General features: G+C 58.0%; 10 protein-coding genes. All 10 read left to right on the top strand.

Going from position 1 to position 20,091, the window contains the following annotated elements:
• Positions 1-665 precede the first annotated feature (665 nt).
• The 10 genes from AC3G2T_RS32375 (at position 666) to AC3G2T_RS32330 (ending at position 20,074) form a co-directional block, all read left to right on the top strand.
• Positions 666-1,757: a Gfo/Idh/MocA family protein gene (locus AC3G2T_RS32375; protein WP_474680192.1), complete on the top strand. Its 1,092-nt coding sequence runs from the start codon at positions 666-668 to the stop codon at positions 1,755-1,757.
• Entirely contained in the window at positions 1,754-2,632 is an 879-nt protein-coding gene (locus AC3G2T_RS32370) for a sugar phosphate isomerase/epimerase family protein (RefSeq protein ID WP_488438078.1), read from the top strand. Before AC3G2T_RS32375 ends, AC3G2T_RS32370 begins: the two co-directional genes overlap by 4 nt.
• Positions 2,622-4,322 (top strand): hypothetical protein, encoded by a 1,701-nt coding sequence (locus tag AC3G2T_RS32365; protein ID WP_488438077.1) that lies wholly within the window; start codon positions 2,622-2,624, stop codon positions 4,320-4,322. Before AC3G2T_RS32370 ends, AC3G2T_RS32365 begins: the two co-directional genes overlap by 11 nt.
• 20 nt (positions 4,323-4,342) lie before the next feature.
• Positions 4,343-7,438: a glycoside hydrolase family 2 protein gene (locus tag AC3G2T_RS32360; RefSeq protein ID WP_488438076.1), complete on the top strand. Its 3,096-nt coding sequence runs from the start codon at positions 4,343-4,345 to the stop codon at positions 7,436-7,438.
• Positions 7,393-9,555, top strand: a complete 2,163-nt coding sequence (locus AC3G2T_RS32355) for a hypothetical protein (RefSeq protein ID WP_488438075.1) — start codon at positions 7,393-7,395, stop codon at positions 9,553-9,555. The genes AC3G2T_RS32360 and AC3G2T_RS32355 overlap by 46 nt, the downstream gene beginning before the upstream one ends.
• Before the next feature lie 94 nt (positions 9,556-9,649).
• A complete protein-coding gene (locus AC3G2T_RS32350; RefSeq protein WP_488438074.1) occupies positions 9,650-11,719 on the top strand; it encodes a beta-galactosidase in 2,070 nt (689 codons plus the stop codon).
• Positions 11,706-14,810: a glycosyl hydrolase gene (locus tag AC3G2T_RS32345; RefSeq protein WP_488438073.1), complete on the top strand. Its 3,105-nt coding sequence runs from the start codon at positions 11,706-11,708 to the stop codon at positions 14,808-14,810. Before AC3G2T_RS32350 ends, AC3G2T_RS32345 begins: the two co-directional genes overlap by 14 nt.
• A gap of 22 nt (positions 14,811-14,832) precedes the next feature.
• Complete coding sequence (locus AC3G2T_RS32340; RefSeq protein ID WP_488438072.1) at positions 14,833-16,947, top strand: YIP1 family protein; 2,115 nt, start codon at positions 14,833-14,835, stop codon at positions 16,945-16,947.
• Positions 16,944-19,217 (top strand): DUF5696 domain-containing protein, encoded by a 2,274-nt coding sequence (locus AC3G2T_RS32335; protein WP_488438071.1) that lies wholly within the window; start codon positions 16,944-16,946, stop codon positions 19,215-19,217. Before AC3G2T_RS32340 ends, AC3G2T_RS32335 begins: the two co-directional genes overlap by 4 nt.
• The gene (locus AC3G2T_RS32330) at positions 19,214-20,074 is read left to right on the top strand and encodes a carbohydrate ABC transporter permease (protein ID WP_474680201.1); all 861 of its coding nucleotides are present in this window, start codon (positions 19,214-19,216) and stop codon (positions 20,072-20,074) included. The genes AC3G2T_RS32335 and AC3G2T_RS32330 overlap by 4 nt, the downstream gene beginning before the upstream one ends.
• Positions 20,075-20,091 lie beyond the last annotated feature (17 nt).

Raw genomic sequence — 20,091 nt, 5'->3', positions numbered from 1 at the left:
GAACACGATGTTCCAGTTCTTCAATACGCTTCGCTTGACGTTCAATGATCTTTGCCTGTTCATCGATCACCTGCAACAAGGCGTTGAAGGCAGCGATAATGTCGGGGTCGCCCTTGCAAATGGAATGAACTTGTTCAGCAGACATATGCATAGGGGACACTCCTCTCTTCGTTTTGGGTTATCTTACCTTTTCGGCGTATGAAGCCAAATACCTTTTTATTTTGAGAGAAAATTCTGCTTCAGTACCTAAGTAGTAACTATTTTTGCAGGTTTTCTTCGTGCTGACAGGCACATTGTGGCTATCGCCTCAGACGCAGGGGTTTTTCAACATACTTGTACGGATTGTACCCCCATCGGCTATAAAAGGCCAACGGGGGTTCTTTGTGCTTGGATCGGGTCGAGAACTAGGCATCCGGCCGCAGCGCGGGCCTGGACAAGGCGGACGCGCCGTTCCGCCGAAAGAGTGCGGCGTCCGGCCGCCGGCGCGCCCCTCGACAAAGCGGGAGCGGCCCAGGCGCGGGCGTGGAAGAGGCCGGTGCCCACGCTGCGGCAAGCGGCAAAATAGGGAGGATTCATCGTGGTTGAATCCTCCCTACAAAAAAGCATGAACAGCCTATAAATGTTTTTTTGTACTAGTGTAATGTTAGGGATAAAGAGGTGGGACTATGGAGTTTATCAGACCGGAAGATTATTTGCCCGGCAAGAAGCGCATTGCGGATGTGAACAAATACGGAATCGGCTTGATCGGCTGCGGCAGCATCGCCAATTCGGCGCATTTGCCAGCCTATCGCAAGTACGGCCTGACGATTGCCGCGTGCTGCGATGTGAACGAGGAGGCGGCGCGGGCTACCGCCGCGAAATTTGACATTCCTTTTTGGACTACGGATGTCGGTGAGCTGCTGGCGCGGGAGGAAGTGGGCGTGATCGACTTGGCGATTCACCCCGAACCGCGGCTGGACGTGCTCAAACTGATCGGCGAGTCTCCGCGCCCGGTTTTATGCCAAAAGCCGCTCGCGCTCGATCTGGCGCATGCCGCGCTGCTCGGCCGGGAAGCCGCCCGGCTGGGCATCGTGCTCGGTGTGAACCAGCAGGCCCGCTGGGCTCCGGCGCACAGGGCGCTGAAAAAGGCGCTGGAGCAGGATCTCATCGGCGAAGTATACAGCATTCATCACTATATGCGTTCGTTCCAGGATCAGGCCGGCTGGTGGTGGACGAACATGAGCAATTTCAACATCGTCGACCACGGCGTTCATTATGTGGACCTGTGCCGTTATTTCAATCCTTACCCGGAAGAATGGTCCAGGGTGCACTGCACGACAGCGCAGCTGAACCGGCAAAACGCGGTGGACCCGCTGATTTATGCGGCGAACGTGGAGTTCGGCCCAAAAGGCGGGCGGAACCCGCTGATGGCTTCGCTGCATTTTAACAATATCGTAAAAGCAAGCCGTTCCCACAGCAACACCTGGTGGATCGACGGCACGGAGGGCAGCCTCTGGTGTACGCAGGATGCGCTGTATATGGCGCTGAACAAGCACAAAAACGTCGTGCACGAAATCAAGCTGAAAGGCTCCTGGTTTCCGGACGCTTTTGCCGGATCGATGCTCGCTTTTATGACCGCTTTGGAGGAGGGACAGCTGCCGCCGGTCACGGCGGAGGATAACTTGCAGACGGTGGCCATGACGGCGGCGATGGTCGTTTCGAGCCGGGAAGGCTGCACGGTGGAAAGAGCGGATGTGCTGAAAGGAAGAGGTTTATGATGAACAAACTCGGGTTTATGAGTTATGTATATATGGGCTGGAGCGCGGAAGCGATGGCTGAAGACGCGGTCGGGCACGGCATGGTTTACGTGCAGTTCGATCCGAAGCAAGCGGTGCGGGTGATGGACGATGAGCCGCTGTCGCCCGTTCGGGCCGGCAAAATCCGCTCTATTTTTGAGAGCAGGGGCATTTCCGTCATCGGTTTGTCGGGGTATACGAATATGATGAACCCCAATCTGCAGAAAAGGGAAGCAAAGCTGGAACAGCTCGAAAAGATGATCGACCTATGTTCCGCATACGGAACCGGGTATATCGCGACGGAGACGGGAAGTCTTCATCCGACCAACGCCTGGCGCGATTTCTCCGGGAACCGGACGCCGGAAGCATGGGAGCAGCTGGTTCAAACGGTTGAGCGTCTGCGGAACCGGGCGGTCAAAAGCGGCGCCGTCCTGCTGCTCGAAGGCTTCGTGCACAATGTCCTGGCCTCCGCGGAGCAGGCTGCCCGCATGGTGGAGCGGCTCGGGAGCGAAGGGCTGGCGCTCGTCATGGACCCGTTCAACTATTTGACGCAGGACGATTTGAACCGGCAGCCGGAGGCGATGGCGCATATGTTCGACTGCATCGGCCGCTTTTGCCCGATTGCCCACGCCAAAGACGCGCATTACGGGGAAGCGGGCTTCACTACCCCACGCGTAGGAGCGGGGCAGGCGGACTGGAACGTGTATGCGGCGCTGCTTGCCGGCCGTCTGCCGGCCGTTCCGCTGATTCTCGAGCACGCCGGGCCGGAAGAGATTGCGGATTGCCTGTCCATTATTCGCAGCGCTTTTGACGGCGTCAAGGCAAGCGAGGAAGTGAACAACGAAAGTGGCGCATAAACCGAAGCTTGGCATACAGGGCCCCGTCGCAGCCTGGCAAGACCCGTGGGCGGGGGACGCCTCGGAGCGGATCATGCGCACGGGGACGGGGAGCATTTGTCCTTCGCAGGATGCGAAGCCGGAGCCGGAAGCGTTTGTGAACGTTTTGCGCGAGTTGGGAGCGGACTTTTACGTGCACCATGTCATCCCGGCACATGCCGCTCCGTCTGCTCCGGCCGATCCGTCCGCTCAGGCCGCACCAGGGAACGCGGAACTGCTCGCGCATATGTCCGCAGCCGGCATGGATATTTGCCTTGGCAACGAATACGGCAACATTAACGGGCCCTGGGCGGAAGGAACCAACCGCTACGACCTGCCGGACGAGGCGATCGCCGAAGCGGCCGCCTCCGGGCGGTGCATCGGCCTGCTGTACGACGAGCCGGAGCATTTGCAAATCAATGCCGGACAGTACCGCAAAGACGGATGGTTCCCGCATTGGGGCGGCACGGACGGCCTGGACTTGCCGCAATCGCGCAGCCGGGTGGAGCAGGCGGCCGCCTCGCGCATCGCCCATGTCCGAAGCGTTGTAGAACGCGCCGGTTCTCCGGCCGCCTCCATGCCTTTAATATCGGAACACGTATTTCCGGTCATGTTTCACACTTTTGCCAGAGCGGGGATGGACATCTGCCCCAAAATCATGAAGGAATCGTTCCAATCCTTGCAGCTGTCCACCGCGCTCGGTGCGGCCAAACAGTACGACAGATCGCTCTGGATTTGCGCCGATTTGTGGGGGCCGGATACAGGGACATGGTTTACCCGGCTTCCCGGTTTTCCCGGCCATTCCCCGCAGGAGTTCGAATCGGCCCTGAAAATGGGCTATTTGATGGGACCGTCCCATCTTTTCGCCGAAAATATCGACGTCCTGCTGAGGCATACGCCGGACGGGTTCCAGGCGACGGAGTTCGGCGACGTATGGAGCCGGTTCGTCCGCGGCTTTATTCCCGCAAACCCGCTCGGTTGGCATCATGCGCAGGCGGAAGCGGATATCGCCGTTATTCATGCGGACGACAGTAATTACGGGCAAAACAGGCGGTTGTTCGGCAACCGGACGCCTGAAAATGACAGCGCTGAGAGCGCTTCCCGAAGCGTATTTCACATCTGGCATCTGCTCAGCCGGGGAGCGATACCCGCCCACGGCAGCTGCATGCATATTCCCGGCTACGACTTTCCGCGGCATCGGCTGAAGCGGGAAGTGCCCTTTGACCGGTTTCCGCTCGAACGCGGGTTTGCCGGAGCCGGCGGACAACGGGTGCATCCGCTGTTTTATCCGGTGCGCAGCGTGCTTGCGTTTGACGATCAGGTGAACGCGGAAAAGCTCGGCCGGCCGAAATTGATCATCGTCGGCGGCTCCTCGCTTTCGCAGCGGACATTGTCGGCGGTCATCCAACAAGCCGAGGACGGCGCAGTCGTGGTGATCGCCGAATGGCTGCTGCCGGCGGACGGCGCTGCGAAGCTGAGAAGCAGCGGGGCGATAGGCTTCGGCCGGTGGATCGTCACGGACGATTTTTTAGCAGCGGCGGTGAGAGAGGCCGTCGAGCCGTTTTTGGGGGAAGAGCGCTGCTGGACGCAGCGTTTTGGAAATTCGGAAGTACGCATATATCCCGGAGACGAAGAAGGGTATACGCTTGATTTTGAAATTGCGACGGTTTGACGAAGAGGGTGGGGATCTGCTTGGAGCCAACGAAATATCTGGATCAGTTCGCGGAAATCGCGTTTCGCGAACATCCCGGAAATAAAGACGAACTGCGGGAAATCGTACCTGCAGCTTACGAGAAAACATATTTCGTCCCGGGGACGGAAAGGGCGAAGATCGCCGCCGGGCTTGCTTTTGAGGAACAATTGGCCCTTTTCCGCGAGGAAATGAAAGGGCTGCGCGACAAATACCGCCCGTATATGAGAAATTTGGCGCCGGCGCCATCTTCGGCCCGGGACCGGCGGGCTTGCAGCCAATTCCAATTTCGCTTTCAAACGCCGGAAGACGCCGACTTTACCTGCGTTTTGGAAGGAGAGGGAGTATGGGAAACGGTGACGGTTCCGGATTTTCGCGGGCCGACCGGCGTAAACGGCAAATGGACGGGATTTTACCGCTGCGAATTTTCGTATCCGTCCCCTCCCGAAGACAAGCGGGTATACCTCGTATTCAAGGGGGTGGATTATAAAACGACGGTCTATTTGAACCGCAAGTGCATCGGCAGCCATGAAGGCTTTTTCGCCCCGTTCGAATTCGACGTCACGGACTTTTTGCAGGAGCATAACGTTTTGGTCGTGGAAGTGCAGAACGACTATCCGATGATGGGCGTCGGGGGCACGAAGCTGGACGGCGACAAGCTGTATGCGGCGACAGGACCGGGCTGGAACGACCCTTACAGCGGCTGGAGTCATTGTCCGTCAGGAGCGGGCATTTACAATGAGGTGTATTTGGAAGTGCGGCCTCAGCTGTTCATCCAGGATGTGTTTGTACGGCCGAACATCGACGGCGGGTCCGTGGAAGTGTGGATCGATGCGGTCAACACGACGAACCGGGTCATGGAGCAGGTGGATTTGCAGCTTGAAATGATGCCGAAAAATTTCGTCGGCCAGGGCGTCGGCCCTATTTCGTTTCAAGCGGCTTACGCCGGGCCGGGCGTCAATTATTTCCGCTATAAGGTGGACTTCCCGGCCTTCCGGCTGTGGGAGCCGGAGTCGCCTTTGCTGTACGTCGCCCGAATCGAAATTATGAACGGTGCGGCGTGCGCGGACAGCCGGGACCGGACGTTCGGCATGAGAAAATTTCATATGGACGAAGAAGCCGAGCTGAAAGGGTCTTTGTATTTGAACAACCGTCCTATCCTATTAAGAGGCGCCAATGAAATGGGGCATTTGCAGCAGTGCGTCATGAACCGCGATTTCGAGCAATTGATCGACGATATTTTGATCGCGAAGCTTGCGAATATGAATTTTTACCGTATCACCCAGCGACCGGTGCAAGAGGAAGTGTACGATTATTTCGATATGCTCGGCATGATGCATCAATGCGATCTTCCGACATTCGGCTTTATCCGCCGCAACCAGTTTGTCGAAGGGGTCAGGCAGGCGGCGGAGATGGAGCGGCTGATCCGCAGCCATCCGTCTTCGATCATGGTATCTCTAATTAACGAACCGTCCCGGACGGAAAAAAGAAGGAAAGGCCATCGCCATTTGCACAGAAACGAGCTGGAAGCTTTTTTCGTCGCCTCCAGACAGGCGATTTTCGTTGAAAATCCGGATCGTGTAGTCAAGAACGCGGAGGGGGACTACAATCCGCCTACCCGTGAAGGGTTGCCCGATTTTCATTGCTATAACATGTGGTATACAAACAATGTCATCTCCCTCGGGAGCATGTACAAAGGGTTTCTTCCTCCCGTCAGAGAGGGGTGGAAAGCGGGATGCGGGGAGTACGGCACCGAAGGGCTCGATCACGTGGAGCTGATGATGAGCCGCTATCCGCAGGAATGGCTGCCTGCCTCCGGGCAGGACGAATGGATGCCGGACAAAATCAACGGCGCCCAGACGTACAATCTTCACGGGGACTGGTTCGCCGAACGGCGCACGATCCGCGAGTGGGTCGAAGCCAGCCAGCGCCATCAATGCCTGGCGACGCAGCTGATGACGGACGCATGGCGCAGAAGGACGGACAGGGTCGTGTCGACGGCCATCCATCTGCTGATCGACGCATGGCCTGCCGGATGGATGAAAGCTCTCGTCGGTGTCGACCGGATTCCGAAGCCGGCGTATTTTACGTACAAAAGCTGCCTGGAGCCGGTGCGCGTCAATCTGCGGTGTGACCGGTGGAAAGTGTACGAAGGGGAAGCGATGGAAATCGAAGCGTGGCTCCTGAACGATACGGCCAAAGAATTCGGGCAGTGCCGGATCATCGCCACGCTGCGGGATGATGACAAAGACTATGGGCATTATGAAATAACGAGCCGTCTTCCTCAGGCAGCATCGCCATATGCGGGCACCATCCGTTTTACCGTGCCGCAGGTGCAGGGCAGGAAGCGCTTGTATATAGATGCGTGTTTGCTGGATGCGGAGGGGAACGCGCTGAACGCGGAACGGTTTGCTTTCGAGGCGTTCGCGCGGACACAACGCAGCGGGCCGCCGCAGCCGGCCGCCTTTCTCGATGCCGAGTCCGAGCGGCTGTGCTCGCTTCTGGATATGGCCGGACAGCCTTACGACGGTGCGTATGACGGTGCGGGACGGTCTGGCGGACCGCTAGTCGTGTCGTCTCCGGAAGCTTTCGCCCGCCATCGGGCCGCCATTCTCGATGAAGTGCGCAGCGGAGGCACTGCGCTGTGCATCCTGAAGCATGCCGACGGCGGCGTATGGGAGCTCGACGATACGCAGGTTCGCACGGCGAAATTTCGGGAAGTGTACGCATTGTCCGTCCACGCCGGGGATTCCCGCTTGCCGTGGGTGCAAGAGGGCGATTTTGCATATTTGTACAATGCCACGCATGACAAAATCGATGCGATCGCCAACAGCTGTTTGCAAGGAGACGGGATCGAACCGATTGTGTTCGCCTACCAGACGCAAGGCGAGCCTGACGCCGGCGGGAAGCGCAAGCTGCCGCTGGTCGGGATGAAGCGGGTGGGGCAAGGGCAGATGTTTTTCGTATGCTTGCCGCTATCCGGAAGAGTCGGGTTCAATCCGACGCTGGACGGTCTGTTGATATCATTGCTAAGCGGGAAAGGAGAGAGCGCATGTACGCCATTGTTAGCCGAAATGAGCAAAGACGAGCGGAAGTAACGGTAACGGACGAAGGCGCGCAGCTTATTTTGCGAAACGAAGGCGGGCGTACTCCTTTTTTCGCAGCCTATTTGCAGGATATGCTTGGCTGCTCTTCGGGCATACCGTGGCATTGGGACGGCGCCCGGCTTCAGGATGTGCGGGTCAGCGCGGAATCCGGCACGATCCGCATCGCCGGAGCGCTGGGGCCGCTGCATGTAACGCTCAGCCTGGCATTTGACGAGCGCGATCTTTTGCGCATGAACGTGTGCTGGGAAAACCGCACGGAGCACACCGTGAACGATGCCGCCGCAAGTATTGTGTTTGCATGGCCCAGGCGGGATAAGGAGATGTTTACGATCCCCCATATGATCTATAACAACAACCCTTCCTCCGATCCGGAACGCGTCGTTCCCAGGCTTGGAGAGGGGGCGGGCAAGGGTTTCATTTGCGAGGAACACCGCTTGCCGATCCCCTGCGTGAATGTGGAATGGACGGAGCGGGCGGAACAAACGGCGCAAGAGGCGCAAATGGCGCTGACGGCGCAGGCGGAGCCTGAGGATAGGGTTGCGGAAGCCCGCTATTTCTCGCTGTTTTCCATTCCCGCTTATGTGGAAACGTCCGAAGGAAGCGTCCGCTACGGCTCGCTCGGAGCGATCAGGGAGGAAAGCCGGTCCGCCGTGGCGGCTGCGAGCGGCGTGCTGATGTTTAACGGCGAGAAGGATGTGCGCTACGTCGGCAAAAACAAAACGGAGCCTTGCCCGGACGGTTATTTGGACTTTCCGCCGGGGTTCGCGCTGACCAAGGAATATGCGCTGGATTGGGGAACTGTTTCCCGATCCGGTCTCGCCTTCCGGGAAATCGTCCGCAAAGGCCGGGACATTTTTGCTCCTGCCGGGGCGATGCCGCATGGGCTGGAAGAGCTGATCAGGCTGAAGACGAACGCGCTGGACGATCGGTGGCGGACGGATGCGAACGGGGCCGCAGGCTATGTGAAGTTCACGGATTCGAACGACTTCGGCAATATATCCAAACGTCCGCTGCACTATATGTACGGCTGGACCGGACAATGCCTGAAGCTGGCCTGGTGCGACGCCAGGCTGGGCTTCGACGAAGGGCGTGAAGAGCGGATCGGCCGCTGCGGGCAGGCCGTCGACTTTTATTTGCGCGCTAGCCGGACCGCCGTTCCCGGCGTGCGGCACAGCATTTACCGGCTGTCGGACGGAGGCTGGGACGACTTCGGCTGGAACAAGCGGCCGGCCGTTTCCAGCCGGGCTTTCGGTGAAACGATGGCCGATCTGGCGGAAATCGCGCTGTTGTTCCGGGAGGAAGGCCGGGACGTGCCTGCGTCCTGGCTGGACGCTTTGCGCGAAGCGGCCGAATTTTTCCTCGGAGGCGCGCTGGAGTCGGGCATTTACCCGTCCGCATGGCGGATGGACGGCAGGGCGGCGGAACCGGCGATTACCGCAGCAGGCCTTCCTTGCGTGATCGCCTTGGCGAAAACCTGCCGGCTCACCGGGGAAGAGCCTTACTTGCAGCAAGCCGAAAAGGCGCTGCTGCGGTATTACGAACTTCACGCCGAGACGTTCGAACGGCCTTTTGCCCGTTCCACGCTCGACGCGAAGTGTGAGGATAAGGAAGCGGGCATGTACTTCTTCCTTGCCGCTTACGAACTGTTTCTGGCGACGGGCAGCCGGCGCTATCGGGAATGGGCGGAAATTTCCGCGGATTGGCTGCTCACGTACGTCTACATGTGGAATCCGGCGTTCGACCGGGGGACGGCGTTCAGGAACGCGGGCTTTTCCGCCGTCGGCTGGCCGGGCGTCAGCGTGCAAAACCATCATTTGGACGTATTTTTTCCGACCTTCGAATTGTCGCGCTTCGGGCGGCTGACCGGGAACCGGCAGTATGAGCAGTTGGGACGGACGATGCTTGACGCCATGGGGCAGGGCATTTGCACGAAACCGGGCGAGTGGGGATTTACGGTCGTCGGGGAGCAGGGGGAAGGCCTTTTTCAAACCGCCTGGAATCATCGGGGACACAGCAACAGATGGAACCCGTCCTGGGTCATTGCGCTCGTTCTGCAAAATGCGCTGCAATTCCGGCATGCGAATCGGGAAGGAGGGATGATCCTGTGATGAATGATACGGTGGCTGCGGCGGAAGCTGTAAGCGTTTCCGGTAATGCGCAGGCTTTTCTCTTAAGGAAGCGAAGGAAACGGGGGGCAAAGCGATGATCGGCAGGAAGTTTCCGAAAATTTTGTTCGGCGGCGATTACAACCCCGAGCAGTTTCCCAAGGACGTGTGGGACGAAGACATGCGGCTGTTTCGGCTGGCGGGCATCGACATCGCGACCGTCAATGTGTTTTCGTGGGCGTGGAACCAGCCGGACGAGGAGACGTACCGCTTCGACTGGCTGGACGAAGTGATGAACAAGCTGCACGAGAGCGGCATCCATGCGTGCATGGGCACGGGAACGGCGGCGCATCCGGCCTGGATGGCGCGCAAATACCCGGATCTGTTGACCGTAACCTATGACGGGAAAAAACGAAAATTCGGCAGAAGGCACAACTCCTGCCCGCACAGCCCGACCTTCCGCCATTATGCACGGGCGATGGCCGGCAAGCTGGCGCAGCGGTACGCGAACCATCCGGCGCTGCTGCTATGGCATGTGAACAACGAAATCGGCGTCCGCTGCTATTGCGACAATTGCGAGAAGGCGTTTCGGGTATGGCTGAAGGAGCGTTACGGGACGCTGGAGCAGCTCAACGAAGCCTGGTATACGCGATTTTGGGGGCACACTTTTTACGATTGGGAAGATATTGTCCTCCCCAGCGCATTAAGTGAAGGCTTGTCGGGAAGCAATTCCGACCAAACGGCGTTTCAGGGCATAACGCTCGATTATTACCGCTTTAACTCGGACAGCTGGCTGGATTGCTATCTGATCGAATACAACGCGATCAAAGAGGTGATGCCGGATGCGGTCGTCACGACCAATTTTCAAGGCAACGGGACTTACAAGCCGCTCGACTATTTCAAATGGGCCAAATATTTGGATATCGCCGCGCTTGATATATATCCCGAAAACGATACGCCTGCAAGCTATATGGCGCTCCGCTACGATCTGATGCGCGGCTTGAAGGACGGCGCCCCGTTCATGCTGATGGAGCAGACGCCGAGCGTGCTCAACTGGAAGACGGTCAACCCGGGCAAGCGGCCCGGCGTCATGCGGCTGCGAAGCTATCAGGCGATAGCGCGCGGGGCCGAATCCGTGATGTTTTTCCAACTGCGCCGCTCGCTTGGCGCTTACGAGAAATTTCACGGGGCGGTGATCGATCACGCCGGCCACGAGCATACGCGCGTCTTCAGGGAATGCACCGGACTCGGCGGGGAATTGCAGCGGCTGGGCAATCTGCTGCTCGATGCGCGCGTGAAGAGCAGAGTCGGCATTTTGTTCGACTGGGACAACTGGTGGGCCGTCGAACTGGGCGGCGGGCCGTCCGCGCATCTGAAATATGTGGCGCACATACAAAAATATTACGATGCGTTTTACGACAACCGGGTGCAGGTCGATTTGATCCATACCGATACGGATTTGCTGCAGTACGATCTGGTGGCGGCGCCGCTGCTGTACATGGTAAAACCGGGCTTCGCCCGCAAGCTGGAGCAATATGTCGGGAGCGGCGGAACGTTCGTCACTACGTTCTACAGCGGAGTCGTCAACGTGAACGATCTGGTGACTGCGGGAGGTTATCCCGGTGAGCTGCGCAGCCTGTTGGGCATATGGGTCGAGGAAGCCGACGCGCTGTTCCCGGAGCAGACGAACACGCTGGTCATGAAGCGGGAGCTTGGCCGGCTGCAAGGCACCTTCGCATGCGGATGCATATGCGAAGTCGTTCATCCGGAGGGCGCGGAACCGTTCGCCGAGTTCGGCGGCGATTATTACCGGGGCGCTCCGGCGCTAACGCGCAACCGCTTCGGCCAAGGGGAAGCGTGGTATGCGGCCACGGACCCGGACCGCGAATTTTTGCAGCGGTGGATGAAAGCTTTGTGCGACAGCCTCGGAATTGCTCCGCTGTGCGAGGCGCCGCCGGGCGTGGAAGTGACGCAGCGCGAAAAAGACGGGATGCAGTTCACTTTTGTCCTGAACCACAGCGAACAGGCGCAAACGTTCCATGCCGGAAACGCCGGGCGGAAAGAGCTGCTGAGCGGCTTGGTGCTGAGCGGCGAAATCGAGCTTCTCCCGAAAAGCGTGATGATTTTCCAAGCGCCGAAGGAGGCGGATGCCAGTGGAAGCCATTGAGCGATTGCGTGGAACGTTCAGCCGCCCGCCGGCCGAATACCGGTCGCTTCCGTTCTGGGCCTGGAACGATTGTCTGGAAAAGGAAGAGCTGATTCGCCAGATCAGGGAAATGAAGGAACAGGGCATGGGCGGATTTTTCATTCATTCCAGGGACGGTTTGGAAACGGTATATATGGGCAGCGAGTGGATGGACCTCGTTCGGAGCACGGTGGAAGCCGCCGGAGAGCTCGGCATGCAAGCCTGGCTGTACGACGAGGACCGCTGGCCGTCCGGCTTTGCGGGGGGACTTGTGCAGGCGAGGGGCGGGGACGCGTTCCGCGCCAAAGGTCTTACGATGGAAGTCGCGAGGCCGTCCGGCCCGTACGTTTTGGACGATGCGGATCGTGTCGTCGCCCTGTTCAAAGCGGTTGTCGACGAGAGGGACTTGATCCGCTGCGAGAGGGTGTCCGTCGATGACGCCCGGGTATGGGAGGAGGAAGAAGCGCTGCTCGTCTTTCGCGTGGAAATTTCCGAGCGGAGCGCCTGGTTCAACAACGAGGCGCCGCCGGACCATTTGAATCCGGATACGGTGCAGGCGTTCATCGACATCACCTATGAAGCCTACAAGCGCGAAGTGGGAGACCATTTCGGCAAAACTGTCCGCGGCGTATTTACCGACGAGCCGAGCGTGCACGACAGCCACTGCAAATTCACGGCGGGCCGCGGCTGGATTCCCTGGAGCTGGTCGTTTCCGGCATTTTTCCGGGAAAAGCGCGGTTACGATCTGCTGGACATCGTTCCTTACATATTTTTCAACGGAGAGCGTTCCGCCGAGGCGCGCCACGATTATTGGCGGACGGTTACCGAGCGGTTCAGCGAATCGTTCTCCGGGCAAATTGGCGAGTGGTGCGGCAACAACGGTCTTGCTTTTACGGGACATTACCTGTGGGAAAATAATATGGGCACCGCGACCCGGGTGTGCGGGGCCGTCATGCCGAATTACCGGTTCCAGCACGTTCCCGGCATCGATATGCTGAACGAACAGACGAACGAATACATCACGGTCAAGCAGTGCACCAGCGTAGCGAACCAGTACGGCAGAAAGTTCGTGCTCACCGAAACGTACGGCTGCACGGGCTGGGGATTCACATTCGAGGGGCAAAAATGGATCGGGGATTTTCAGTTCGTACTGGGCGTCAACCTGCGGTCCCAGCATCTGGCCCTCTATTCGATCAAAGGGTGCAGGAAGCGGGATTACCCTCCCGTATTCAATTACAACACGAGCTGGTGGAAATACAATTCCATCGTGGAAGATTATTTCGCCAGGCTGTCGGCGGTGCTGACGGAAGGCCGCCCGATCCGCGACGTGCTGGTGCTGCATCCGGCTTCCACCGCCTGGTGCATGGTCGGTACGGGGCCGTACGGCTTTCCCGCCCGCGGCAAGGACCGGGACGTCTCGGCCACGAATCATTTCGGCCATGAATTCAACGCATTTCTCGGCAAGCTGCTCAGGGCGCATTACGATTTCGATCTCGGCGACGAGACGATTATGGCCGAGACGGGAGCAATTCGCGGCGGCGCATTGTCCGTGAACATGGCGGAGTACCGCGTCGTCGTTATCCCGGAGATCCGGACGATGCTGGACAGCACGTTCCGGCTGTTGTCCGCCTTTCTCGAAGCGGGCGGAAAAGCGGTGGCGGTCGGCCCGCGCCCGACGATGATCGAAGGCAGAGCGTCGGACCGGCTGTCCGCGCTCTACGATCATCCGAACATGACCGCCGTTGGGGACACCGGGGAAGCGGCGGCGGCTCTGGAGCGCATCCTGCCCCGCCGGGTCAGCATGACGAACGCGCAGTCGGAGGAAACGCCCGATCTGCTGTACATGCTAAGGGACATGGGCGAATGCCGCGCGCTGTTTGTCGTGAACAACGACCGCGGGAACGAACGCCGCGCCAACATTGCGATGGCTGTCGACGGCGTCGGAAGCATGGAAGAATGGCGGCCGCTGACAGGTGAAACGGCCGCCGTCGAAACGAGCGTGCGCGGCGGGTACGCCCATTTTGCCGCCGAGTTCGGTCCGGCGGATTCCAGGCTGTACATATGGCGCACAAACAAGCCTTCGCAGACGAGCTCTGCGGAAGCGAACTCCGGCAGGGCGGAAGCCGGCCCCAGAGCGGCGGCGGAGCTCGGGCCGGTTTGCCGGTTCACGCGCTCGATGCCCAACGTGCTGACCTTGGACACTTGCTCCTATGCCGTAGCGAACGGCGGGTGGTCGGACGAAATGGAAGTGTGGCAAGCCCAAAGGGCGATCCGCGAAGGCTTGGGCATGAGGCAGGTTTACGCCAACGGGCTGGAGCAAAGGTACAAATGGATTTACGACGCCCACCCGGAGAACGGCACGCCGGCCCGGTTTAAATTTTCGTTTCAGGTGTCGGCGCTGCCGGCGGAAACCGTCTATCTGGTCGTGGAATCCGCCGAACATTACGATTTGACGCTGAACGGTACGCCGCTTCCGAACCGGCCCGAGGGCTGGTTTCTCGACCGATCGTTCGACAAAGTGCCGCTTGCCGGGCTGAAGGAAGGCGCGAATGAGCTGATTTTGTCCTGCCGGTACGACAACCGGATGGAGGTGGAGGACATTTATCTGATCGGCGATTTCGCGGTCGATGCCGCAAGGGCGATCTCACCCGAACCGGATACGCTGCAATTCGGGGACTGGTGCGAGCAGGGATACACCCATTACTGCGGCAGTATGATTTATCATTTTGATTTCCATGCCGGGGGCGAAGCGGCGGGCCGGGTCGAGCTGGAGCTGGGCGATTACTCCGCGGTCACGGTTGAAGTGCGCGTGAACGGCGAAACAGCGGGGCATGTGCCCTGGCGGGCGGCCAACCGCCTCGACCTGACGAAGCACTGCCGCCGGCAGGGGGAGAACCGGCTCGAGATCGAAGTGATGGGCAGTCCGCGCAATATGCTCGGCCCGTTCCATCAGGCGGCCGGCGACACCGCAACGACCAATTGGGCGTCTTTCCGCAAAGAAGGCAGCGACCATACGCCGGCTTATAAATTGCGTCCTTACGGCTTGTTTGGGCAAGTCAAACTGTACACATAGGGACGGAAACGGAGGTTTTAGCATGACAAACAAGATGTGGGGGCTATTCCTTTCCTTCACGATCCTGTGTACCGCACTGCTGCCTGCGACCGCGCAAGCCTCAGTGAAATACTCCACGTATACGAAGGACAGCCGGGGCAATCTGATCTGGCTTCAGCCGGCTTACTTTCCGCTCGGCGTGATCGGGGAGGATCTGTCTGCGCCCGATCCCGGCGGCAAGGCAGGGCGAATCAGCTCGCCGATGCGGAATCCGAAAGATATTTTCATCGATGCGAACAATGAAGTGTACGTCGCGGACACGGGCAACAACCGCATCGTGCATATGACCGAAACGGGGCAGCTGGTGCGTTACATTACTTTGCCGGACAGCCCGATGAGCAAGCCAGAGGGCGTATTCGTGACGAAGGAAGGCGATATCTTCATCGCCGATACGGGCAACAAAAGAGTGCTGAGGCTTGACAAAAACGGCAAGCTGCAGCACGAATACAAGCGGCCGGAATCCCGTTATATTCCGGATACTTACGTATTCGAACCGGCCAAAGTTATGGTGGATGAGCGGGATTTTCTGTACATCGCCGTGCACGGCAGCTACGAAGGGCTCGTCATGCTCGACCCGGAAGGCAAATTTCAAGGCTTCTTCGGCGCCAACCGAACGGCGCTGTCCCCGTTAGACGCTTTAAAGCGCATGCTGTATACGAAAAAAATGTATGCCAACGAGATCGCCAAAAGGCCGGAGACGATCAACAGCGTCGCTACGGACAAGAACGGCTATATTTATACGGTCACCGGCGGCACCGCCGCATCGAACCAACTGAAAAAATTGAATATTAAAGGGGATAATTTGCTGCGCAGCTCGTCCAAATCGTTCGGGGAAACGGCTCCGTGGGACGTTCCGGCCGTACCGGCGGCAGCGGGGCCGCAACTGATCGACGTGGCCGTCGACCAAAGCGGCAATATGATCGTAGTGGACCAGCAAAACAAATATATGAGCCATTATGACGCATCGGGCAACTTGCTGTATTTTTGGGGCGGCGCCTCGGCTGTCGGGTCGTCCCAGGTCGGCCTGCTGAAAAGCCCGGCAGCGCTCGACGTGAACAGCCGCAACGAGCTGTTCGTCCTTGACGACCAGGAAAACATCGTGCAAGTGTTCCGCTTATCCGAGTTCGGCCAAAAGGTCGACCAGGCGAACCAGCAAACGCTGGCGGGCAATTACGAAGCCAGCGAACAGCCGTGGCGCGATGTGCTGCGGCTGAACGACCAGTTTGCGCCGGCCTATTTGGGGCTGGCCAAGTCGGCCTTCAGAAAAGAGCAATTTGCCGAAGCTCAGCAATTGTTCAAGGAAGCCGGTGATCAGCAGGGCTACTCCGATTCCTTTTGGCAAATCCGGATGCTGTGGCTGCAGCGCAATTTTTCCTGGATCGCAAGCGTTCTCCTGTTCGGCGGAATTGCGTACTTCCTGCTCGACAAGTACACCGCAAAAAGCGAGTTTCGCGCCAGGTGGCGCAACCGGCGAAGAACGCAGAACCGCTTTCTTAATCATTTGAAGCTGGCTCTGTATGTGCTGAAACATCCGATTGACGGGTTTTCCGCCATTCACTATGAGAATAGGGGGAGCTACTTGAGCGCAGGCGTCATTTTGCTTGGCGTATACGGCTCGCTCCTGATCAGCCGGTTTGTGACGAGTTTTACGTTCAATCCCAAAACTTTCGTCGATATTTACTCAACGTTCACGCAGTTTTTCATCGTCTGGACGGCCTGGATCGTCGCCAACTATTTGGTCAGCTCGATTTACCGGGGGGAAGGCCGGTTCAAGGACATCTTCATCGGCAGCTCCTATGCGCTCGTGCCTTACATTTTCGTCGGCATTCCGCTGTCCTTCGTCTCGAACGTTCTGACGATGTCGGAATCGTCCATGTTCCATTTTGCGTCGAACGCGATGACCGTCTGGATCGCTCTGCTGATCTTCTGGAAAATCCAGAACGTGCACAATTACAGCGTCGGGGAGACCGTCGTCAATATCGTCCTTACGCTGTGCGCGATGCTGGTTATCGGTGTGCTCATCTTCATCATGATTGGGCTGACGAGCGATTTCGTTTCACTGCTAGTTCAAATGTATCAGGAGGTGATGTTGAGATGATCCGGATCGGCAAACCGAACCAAACAGCCATCATCGTCACCGTCCTGATCGCGGCCGCTATCGTTCTGCTCTTGACCCGGGCGAAAATCGAGTTCAAAGCGCCGGAAAATCGCGTCGCATTCGCGGCACAGCAAAGCTCTTCGACCGAATCGCAGGGCGCACCCGCCCGGCTGCCGGCGGACGAAGATTTTAAAAACGTTGCGGAAACCGGCACGCTGCGGCTGAAAATGGACGCGCAGACAGGCCATTTTATCGTGGAGGACAAACGAAACGGCAATAGGTACCGCTCTTATCCGGACCCGAAATATTGGCCGCAGGAGAAAATATCCGAAAACTGGAAAAAGCATCTGGCGTCTCCCGTTATGGTGCAGTACGTCGATTTCTCAAAAAACGTCCTGCAGGCAAAGGAGACGAACCTGGCCGCCGAAGGGGGGCGGGTGAAAGACGTGCGGACGATACCCGGAGGCTTTTCCGTCGTTTACGAGCTGCCGGCGACAGGCTTCACGATTCCGGTTGAGGTGAAAATCGATCAAGACTACGTCGAGACGAAAATTGTCCGTGACGGCATTAAGGAATCGAAAATGGGCCTCGTCTGGATCAGGCCGTTCCCGTTCTTCGGAGCCGAATATACGGACGATCAGGACGGGTATATGTTCATACCTGACGGTGCCGGGGCGCTGGTGCGGTTCAAAAGCAACCAACTCAACGTCAACAAAATGTACGATGAGCCGGTGTACGGCAAAGACGCCGCATTCCCGGGGATCGACAACAACCGGAACAAAATCATGATGCCGGTATTCGGCATGAAGTCGGGTTCCAAAGGCTTTTTGGCCGTTGTTCACGAAGGCGACGAGTACGCCAACATCGTGGCCGCGCCCGCAGGGGTGCTGAGCAACTACAACTGGGTCGGGGCGCAGATGAATTACCGGGCGAGCTTCCTGCAGTTTACGACGCGGAATACGAACGTGCCTGATTCGTGGGGGTACGTGGACTACAACCGGGACCGGGAATTCGGCAGCGACCGTGTTGTCCGCTACTACATGCTGGACAGCGGGCAAACGGATTACGTCGGCATGGCCCAAACGTACCGCGGGTATTTGATGAAGGAAAAAGGGGTCAAGCCAGCCGCCGTTAAAAATCCGAACATTCCGCTGTACGCGGATTTCATCGGCGCCGATTCGGAAAAAGGTGTCGTGACCGACCGCTATCTCCAATTGACTACGGCCGATGAAGCTGCGCAAATCGTAAGCTCCCTGCACGACAAAGGCATTCCCAACATGTCGCTGACGTTCAAGGGATGGCAGAAGGGCGGCTACAGCTCCTTCGGCAGCACGTTCCCGGCCGATGCCCGGATCGGCGGCGACAAAGGCATGAAGGCGTTCGTCGACAAAGCCCACAGCCTCGGCTATCCGGTCTATTTGGAAGCGCAGTACGCGCTGAACAATACGGGGGGCGGCGGCTTCGATCCGAAGTTCGACGCGATGGTCAATCTGGCCGGCCGCAATCTGACGATGAGTCCGCTGCTGAACAGGGAACGGACGCCTGTGGTCAGCTACAAATTCATCGAACAAGCGGTTGCGCGCGACTTGCCTCAATTTAAGGCGCTGGGTGTTGACGGTCTTGCCGTCGGCATGCTCGGACAGCGGCTGCTCAGCGATTACAACACGGCGTACGGTTCGCCGAGGGACGAAGCCCGCACCGTTCAAGAACGAATACTGAGCGGCATCAAGGAGGCGCTGGGCGGCGTGCAAACCGAGAAGGCCAATATGTACGTGCTGCCGCACGCCAATTTTATGAAAACGATGGTTTACGACGATTCGTACGATTTGTTTTCGGACGAAGCCGTTCCGTTTGCCCAAATCGCCTCGCACGGCCTCATTTCGTATTCGTCGGAATATGTGAACAACCGCCAGGAGGATGTCCACGACTTTTTGCGGGACATCGAATACGGCGCGGCGCCCGCTTTCATTTTCACCAAAGCCGAGACGAAAACATACGTAAATTCATACGGCCTGCGCTACTACAACACCTACTACCCGGATTGGGAAACGTTTGCCGCAGAGCAGTATAAGCGGTACAACGAGGCGCTTGGCGACGTTCAGGACCGGTTCATCGTCAATCACCGGACGCTTGAGCCGGGGGTTAAGGAAACGACGTACGCCGGCGGGAAAACAATTATCGTCAACTACAAATTGACGCCGTACCGCAGCGGGGATCTGTCCGTTCCCGGGCAAAACTTTACCGTCGTTCAAGGGGGGGCCGGCAAATGAACCGCAAAGCGAAATTAAAGTCGTCGCTGATGGAATATTTGGAAGGATCGCTGTTCATCGCCCCTTGGTTCGTCGGATTTGTCCTCTTTATGGCGTTCCCGATCGGCTACTCTTTGTTTATGAGTTTTCAGGATGTGACGATAACGGCGACCCGCACGACGACCCGATTTATCGGCTGGACGCATTACCGGTACATTTTGTTCGAAAACGGGAGCCTGCTCTACAACCAACTGCTGCCGTTTCTGCGGCAAGCGCTGTTTATGATCCCGATTATCGTCATTTTCGCGCTGCTGATCGCGATTATTTTGAACCAGAAATTTGCCGGCCGCACCTTTTTCCGGGCGATTTTTTTCCTGCCCGTCATTTTGTCCACCGGCGAGGTCGTCAAGGAGTTTTTGACGCAGGGCGAAGGCGATCTCGGCTTTATGTCCAAATACAACGTCGCCGGAATGATTCAGGCCAACTTGTCTGCGACCTGGTCCGCTCCGCTCATTTCGATTCTCGATTCGTTCGTGCTCATTTTGTGGTATTCCGGCGTGCAAATTTTGATCTTCCTGGGCGGCCGGCAGACGATCTCGAATTCGGCCTACGAAGCGGCGCGCATCGACGGCGCAGGCCCGTGGGAAATGTTTTGGAAAATTACGCTGCCGGCCATGACGCCGTTCATTTTCCTCAACTTGATCTACACTGTCGTCGACCTGTTCACGTTCCCGACCAATCCGATTTTGTCGAAGGTGCGGGAAAGCGAATACGGGCAGTACAGCGCATTGATCTGGATTTACTTCCTGATCATCAGCTTCTTTCTGGTCATTATTTTTCTGATCTTTAACCGGGTTACCAAAACGCAAAGAGCGTAACAATCCTACGATTGCTG

This window comes from Paenibacillus sp. sgz302191, assembly GCF_057749925.1.
This window is presented reverse-complemented; position numbering and strand designations above follow the sequence as displayed.